The 6,290-nt window shown below is 71.4% G+C and carries 7 protein-coding genes; 5 read left to right on the top strand and 2 right to left on the bottom strand.

The window, feature by feature from the left end; all coding sequences use genetic code 11:
* Nucleotides 1-273: 273 nt before the first annotated feature.
* Together AB0G16_RS12085 and AB0G16_RS12080 are read right to left on the bottom strand one after the other, a co-directional pair.
* Nucleotides 274-528, bottom strand: a complete 255-nt coding sequence (locus AB0G16_RS12085) for a glutaredoxin domain-containing protein (protein WP_362802771.1) — start codon at nucleotides 526-528, stop codon at nucleotides 274-276.
* A gap of 57 nt (nucleotides 529-585) precedes the next feature.
* Nucleotides 586-1,836: an alpha/beta hydrolase gene (locus AB0G16_RS12080; protein WP_362802768.1), complete on the bottom strand. Its 1,251-nt coding sequence runs from the start codon at nucleotides 1,834-1,836 to the stop codon at nucleotides 586-588.
* Nucleotides 1,837-2,025: 189 nt separating this feature from the next.
* Here AB0G16_RS12080 and AB0G16_RS12075 point away from each other — a divergent pair, with 189 nt between their 5' ends.
* From AB0G16_RS12075 to AB0G16_RS12055, 5 genes are all read left to right on the top strand, one after another.
* Nucleotides 2,026-4,128 carry an ATP-dependent DNA helicase UvrD2 gene (locus tag AB0G16_RS12075; RefSeq protein WP_362802765.1) on the top strand — a complete coding sequence of 701 codons (2,103 nt, stop codon included), beginning with the start codon at nucleotides 2,026-2,028 and terminating at the stop codon, nucleotides 4,126-4,128.
* Nucleotides 4,125-4,991, top strand: a complete 867-nt coding sequence (gene tesB, locus AB0G16_RS12070) for an acyl-CoA thioesterase II (protein ID WP_362802762.1) — start codon at nucleotides 4,125-4,127, stop codon at nucleotides 4,989-4,991. The genes AB0G16_RS12075 and tesB overlap by 4 nt, the downstream gene beginning before the upstream one ends.
* 115 nt (nucleotides 4,992-5,106) lie before the next feature.
* A complete protein-coding gene (locus tag AB0G16_RS12065; protein ID WP_362802759.1) occupies nucleotides 5,107-5,436 on the top strand; it encodes a hypothetical protein in 330 nt (109 codons plus the stop codon).
* 127 nt (nucleotides 5,437-5,563) lie between these two features.
* Complete coding sequence (locus tag AB0G16_RS12060) at nucleotides 5,564-5,833, top strand: WhiB family transcriptional regulator (protein ID WP_362802756.1); 270 nt, start codon at nucleotides 5,564-5,566, stop codon at nucleotides 5,831-5,833.
* 128 nt (nucleotides 5,834-5,961) lie between these two features.
* Entirely contained in the window at nucleotides 5,962-6,156 is a 195-nt protein-coding gene (locus tag AB0G16_RS12055; protein WP_362802753.1) for a hypothetical protein, read from the top strand.
* Nucleotides 6,157-6,290: the final 134 nt, after the last annotated feature.

Here is a 6,290-nt window from a genome sequence, read left to right as displayed (position 1 = left end):
GACCGGGTCGCCTCCGGGGGACGAAGGGACGGGTCGCCTCCGGGGGCAGAACACGCCTCGCGGACCGGGACCGCCCCGCAAGGCCGGGCGCGCCGGGGTCCGGACACGCGAGAGCCCCGGGGTCCGGACACGCGAGAGCCCCGGCTTCCGCGGGAACGCCCTGCGTCCGCGGGCCGGGGCCGGGTGCTTCGCCACCGGGCGGTCACGCACCGGTACACCTCGCGGGCGGCCGTACACACGCGCCCGCGGTCGCACGCCCGCGCCCGCGTGCGGCTACACGGCGGCGCCCGCCAGGATGCGCTTGACTTCGATCACCGAGGGGTTGGTCCTGACGACCCGTCCGGCCGGGGAGTCGATCACGACCGTGGGCACGGTCTGGTTGCCGTTGTTGACGCTCATGACGAACGAGGCGGCGTCGGGATCGCTATCGATGTCGACCTCCGTGAAGGCGATGCCCTCGCGGCCGAGCTGGCTCTTCAGCCTCTTGCAGGGGCCGCACCAGGTGGTCGTGTACACAGTCAGCGCCATGTCTGAGAAATCCCCTCGTGTGATGTCCGACCCCCATCCCAACAACGCGAGGGGCGTTCAGCTTCCCGACGGGAGAAGCTTCTGCGCGACCCACTGCTGGGTCCGCTCGGCCACGCCGGGCAACCGGTAGAGGGGAGCGCTGTGCTCGATGCCCGGCTCGGTCGCCACGGTCACCGGCACGCCGAACCGGCGCAGGTGCTCCTTGAGCTGCTCGCCGTGCTCGGGCGAGACGAACTCGTCCTCCGAGTGCACCACCAGCATGGGAGCGTCGCCGCGGCTCGCGTGCCAGGGCACCTCCATGCTGGCCCAGACCTTGGCGCACCTGCCGGTGGGCTCGCAGCCGCCGGCGAGCTTGATGGCGGCCTGGCGCAACCTGCGCTTGTTCGCGTCGAAGGTGTCGGCGCCCTCGGTGTACGCCGTGAGCGGGGAGACGACCGGCGAGATGCCGACCACGCCCCGCAGCCCCCGCAGGCCGCTCTTGTAGGTGCCCGCCGCGGTGGCCAGGTGCCCTCCCGCGGAGAAACCGATGATCACGTACTTGTTCGGGTCGAAGGACCACAGCGCCGCGTGCCGCCGCGCCGTGGCGACGGCGTCGAAGGTGTCGGTGCGCTGGGCCGGCCAGGAGGCGTCGCCGGACAGGCGGTAGTTGATGTTGAAGACGACGTAGCCCTGCTCGGCGTAGCTCCGGCTGATCTCCGTCATGTACTTCTTGTCGCCCGAGGACCACCAGCCGCCGTGGATGAGGAAGACGGCGGGACGCTTGATCTCGTCGGGCTGGTACCACACGTCCATCCGCTGGCGGGGGTGCGGCCCGTACGCGACGGTGTTGACGACGGTGCCCTGGACCAGGGGGTCGGGCTGGGGCGTCGGGGTGGGCACCGGCGTGGGCGTCGGGATGCGCTCGCCGGTCGCGCCGGTGCCGCGGCCCCGGGCCGTGGCGCTTCCCGCCTCGCCGTCGGTCCCGCGGCTCCCGGCCGTGCCGCTCCGGGTCGTGCCCGCACCGCTCCTCGTCGTGCCCGCTCCGCCCCGGGCGGTGCCCGTGCCGCTCCCGGCGGTGCTCACGTCGGTCCTGGCCGCGGTCACGGTGCTCCTGGTCGCGGACAGCATGCCGGTCGCGGCCGCCGGGCCGGTCGTGGGCGCGGTACGGGTCGCGGCGGCGCCCCCGGCGGCTCCGGTCCCCCCGGTGCTTCCGCCGTCCGTCCGGGTCGGGGCCACGATCGCGTGTGCGTGTGCGGTCGAGTGCAACACCGCAGGTCCGAGCATCGCCGCCGCAAGGGCGAGCGCACCCACGGTTACCCCAGTTCGCACGGGTCTTTTTCCTTCCCTGGGAGCATTCGACCATCATTGTGGAGCAAAGAGCGTGCTTTGTGCATCTCGACGAACCACATAGGTTGACGGCGGCGTGTTGCCAGAATGAGCGGTGCCGACCGGCGGCTGGGAGGATGAGGCCGCCCGGTCCGTCCGACCGCGTGTGTCCGACTGCGTGAAGGAGCCCCCGTGGAGCCCGACGACGTCCTGGCGGCACTGGACCCCGAGCAGCGTGAGGTGGCCGAAGCCGTCCGGGGGCCGGTCTGCGTGCTCGCCGGGGCGGGGACGGGCAAGACCCGGGCCATCACCCACCGCATCGCGCACGCGGTCCGCAGCGGGGTCGTCGACCCCCAGGGCGTGCTGGCCGTGACGTTCACCACACGCGCGGCCGGTGAGCTCAGACAGCGGTTGCGGCAACTCGGCACGCCGGGCGTGCAGGCGCGCACCTTCCACGCCGCCGCGCTGCGCCAGCTCACCTACTTCTGGCCGCGCGTCATCGGCGGCGACCCGCCGAGGGTGATCGAGTCGAAGCTGCCGCTGCTGATCGACGCCTGCCGCTCCCTGCGCAGGAACCAGGACCGCTCCGAACTGCGGGACATCGCCTCCGAGATCGAGTGGGCCAAGGTCACCCAGATCGGCCCCGAGGACTACGTGGCGGCGGCGCGGAAGGCCGGACGGACGCCACCCGTCCCGGCCGAGGAGGTCGTCCGGGTCTACGAGGAGTACGAGCACCTCCGCCGCGACCGGCACCTGGTCGACTTCGAGACCATCCTGGAGCTCACCGCCGCGGTGATGACCGAGCATCGAGAGGTCGCCTCGCAGATCCGCCAGCAGTACCGCTACTTCGTGGTCGACGAGTACCAGGACGTCAACCCGCTGCAGAAGCTGCTGCTCGACACCTGGCTCGGCGGCCGCGACGACCTGTGCGTGGTCGGCGACCCCAACCAGACCATCTACTCCTTCACCGGGGCGACCACCCGCTACCTGACCGGCTTCCCGGTCGAGTACCCCGACGCCACCGTGATCAGGCTGGTCCGCGACTACCGCTCCACCCCCCAGGTCGTCTCGCTGGCCAACCGCGTGCTCGAGGCGGCCCGCACCCCGCACAGGCTCGCCCTGATCGCCCAGCGCCCGGACGGCCCCGAGCCGGTCTTCACCGAGTACGACGACGAGACCGCCGAGGCCGAGGGCGTGGCCCGCGCGGTGCGCAAGCTCGCCGACTCCGGCGTGCCCACCCGCGAGATCGCCGTGCTGTTCCGGGTCAACGCCCAGTCCGAGGCCTACGAGCAGGCCTTCGGCAACGCCGGCCTGCCGTACGTGCTGCGCGGCGCCGACCGGTTCTTCGAACGCCCCGAGGTGCGCCAGGCGGTCGTGCTGCTGCGCGGCGCCGCCCGCTCCGCCGACCCCGGGGACACCCTCGCCTCGACCGTGCACCACATCCTGTCCGGCATCGGGCTCACCCCCCAGGCACCCGGGGGCGGCAAGGCCCGGGAGAAGTGGGAGTCGCTCAAGGCCCTGGCCGACCTCGCCGAGGACCTCGCCGCCGCCGGCGCGGACCTCTCGGCGTTCGTGGCCGAGCTGGAGCGCCGGGCCAGCGAGCAGCACGCGCCGCCGGTCGAGGGCGTCACCCTCGCCTCGCTGCACGCCGCCAAGGGCCTGGAATGGGACGCGGTCTTCCTGGTCGGCGTCACCGAGGGCATGCTGCCGATCGTCTACGCCGAGACGCCCGAGCAGATCGAGGAGGAACGCCGGCTGCTGTACGTCGGCGTCACCCGCGCGCGCGCGCACCTGTCGCTCTCCTGGGCGCTGGCGCGCTCCCCGGGGGGCCGCCGCTCGCGCAGGCCCTCCCGGTTCCTGGACGGGCTCACCGGCCGCTCCGCGCAGGGCCGCTCCGCGCAGGGCCGCTCCGCGCAGAAGGGCCGCGCGGGCGCGGCGTCCTCCCCCTCGGAGCGCCGCTCCCCGGCCGCGCCGGTCGGCTGCCGGATCTGCGGCAAGACCCTCGCCGTCGCCACCGAGCAGAAGCTCGGCAGGTGCGCCACCTGCCCCGCCGACCACGACGAGAGGCTGCTCGACGAGCTCAAGGCCTGGCGTACGGGGGTGTCGAAGAAGGAGAAGCTGCCGCAGTGGGCCGTCTTCACCGACATCACCCTCCAGGCCATCGCCGAGCGGACCCCGACCTCGGAACGGGACCTGCTGGCGATCACCGGAATAGGACGCGTCAAACTGGATCGCTACGGCGAAGCGGTGCTCGATCTGTGCCGCGACGCCGCGAACCGGACGGAGGACGCGTGAACGAGGCGCTCAAGGAGCTCCTGGCCCTGCTCGACCTGGAGCAGATCGAGCTCGACATCTTCCGGGGCAGCAGCCCCGAGGAGCGTATCCAGCGTGTCTTCGGCGGTCAGGTGGCCGCCCAGGCCCTGGTCGCCGCGGGCCGGACGGTTCCCGACGACCGGAACGTCCACTCGCTGCACGCCTACTTCATCAGGCCCGGCGACCCGGCCATCCCGATCGTCTACAACGTCGAACGGGTCCGCGACGGCCGCTCCTTCACCACCCGGCGCGTGGTCGCCGTGCAGCACGGCAAGGCCATATTCACCATGTCGGCCTCCTTCCACGTGACCGAGACCAGCGTCGAGCACCAGGCGACCGCCATGCCCCAGGTGGTCGATCCGGAGACCCTGCCGCTCTTCCAGGACCGCATGCTCCAGGTCGTGGGGAGCGACTCGCCGATGCGCGAGTGGATCTCCAGGCCCAGGCCGGTGGACGCCCGCTACGTGACGCCCCTCACCTGGGAGGCCCACCGCGACCCGGAACTGCGCGGCTCCAAGACCAACGTGTGGTTCCGCTACGACACCGAGCTGCCCGACGACCCGCTGCTGCACGTGGTGCTGGCCGCCTACGCCTCCGACTTCACGCTCGTCGACACCGTCCTGCTGACCCACGGCCTCGCGTGGGGCGCCTCCAACCTCTCCGGCGCCTCGCTGGACCACGCGATGTGGTTCCACCGCCCCTTCCGGGTGGACGAGTGGATGCTCTACGCCCAGGAGTCGCCGTGGTCGGGGGCGGCGCGCGGACTCGCCAGGGGCGAGATGTTCACCCGGTCCGGAGACCTGGCCGTGTCGGTAGTTCAGGAGGCCATGATCCGCGTGAGATAGTCGCAACACCGCAGGTGGAAAATATGTTGCCCACCTCCCCGGCAGGGGTTTAGGGTCATGGTCATGCAAGTCGGACGCTACTGTCCGACGATCTTCGAATGGAGGTGAGTCCGCTGTGAAAGTCACTCTGATGCCGTCCCAGATCGGGCTCGCTTCCGTGCGCCGTAACACCGTTCTGCCCTGTGAGCTCCGGACCCTCCTCACCGTCGGTGCGGTCGTCCCGGTTCCGCAGGACGATTCTGCTCACTTCCAGGTCGAAGCCCGCCGCTGGGCCACGCCCGCCGCCTTCCCGGCGACGGTTGTTCCGGCGACGGTCAGGCCGGTGGCGCATGTCCCGGCCGCCAAGACCCGAGTGGGCGGCAGCTACGCAGCAATGACCCAGCACATCGGAAACGGTGGACTGCGCGGTCCGCAACCCTGGGGGCATCCTCCGGTCATGACCTGACCGAGGAAAGAGCCTTCAGGCCGCGGATCCGCACCAGGATCCGCGGCCTTCTTGTTTGTCCGCGTCGTTCCTGACCCCCACCCCAAGAGGTAACCAAAGATCAACACCTAGCTGAGAGGTGAAGCAGATGGGGGCCCAGACGGTCATGGACCTGATCGACGAAGCCACAATCCCCTGTCGTACCGACCCCGACCTGTGGTTCGCCGAGTCTCCGGAGGACGTGGAGTTCGCCAAGGCGCTCTGCGGAGGCTGTCCGATCCGTGAGGCCTGCCTGGCCCGCGCGCTGGAGCGCGAGGAGCCGTGGGGGGTCTGGGGCGGCGAGCTCGTCCTCCGGGGGGCCGTCGTCCCCCGGAAGCGTCCGCGTGGACGTCCGCGCAAGAACCCGGTCGCCGCCTGAACGACCCGGTCACCGGCCGATGACCACGAAGCCGATGACCACAGAGAACGACCGGTGCCGTCGAGCACGACCGGTACCACCGAGAACCTGATCGACCACCCAGAGAACTTCCCGAAAGGACCACTCCGATGAGCTACTTCCCCTCCAGCGGCCTCGACCTGCCGTCTATGCACCAAGAACTGGTGCGTGACCGAATACAAACCCTCCACCGCGAGGCGGAGGAGCATCGCAGGGCCTCGGGTCTTCGGCGCCTCCGGCGTGCCGAGCGCCAGGCGAAACGCGCGTCATCGCGTCTGCGCACCGCGGCCCTGCGCCTCATCTGATCCCGGGGGCCGGCGCCTCGTCTGACCGGTGAGGGCCGGCACCTGGTCCGACGCGTGAGGATCGGCGCCTCGTCCGACCGCCCTCGTGGCACTGCCCCGCGCGCCGGTACTCCACCGTTCCGGGGGACTGCACG

This window comes from Streptosporangium sp. NPDC023615 (assembly GCF_040640155.1).
In the GTDB taxonomy this organism is placed as follows: domain Bacteria; phylum Actinomycetota; class Actinomycetes; order Streptosporangiales; family Streptosporangiaceae; genus Streptosporangium.
The sequence above is the reverse complement of the archived record's forward strand: the minus strand, read 5'-3'. Positions and strand labels throughout refer to the sequence as shown.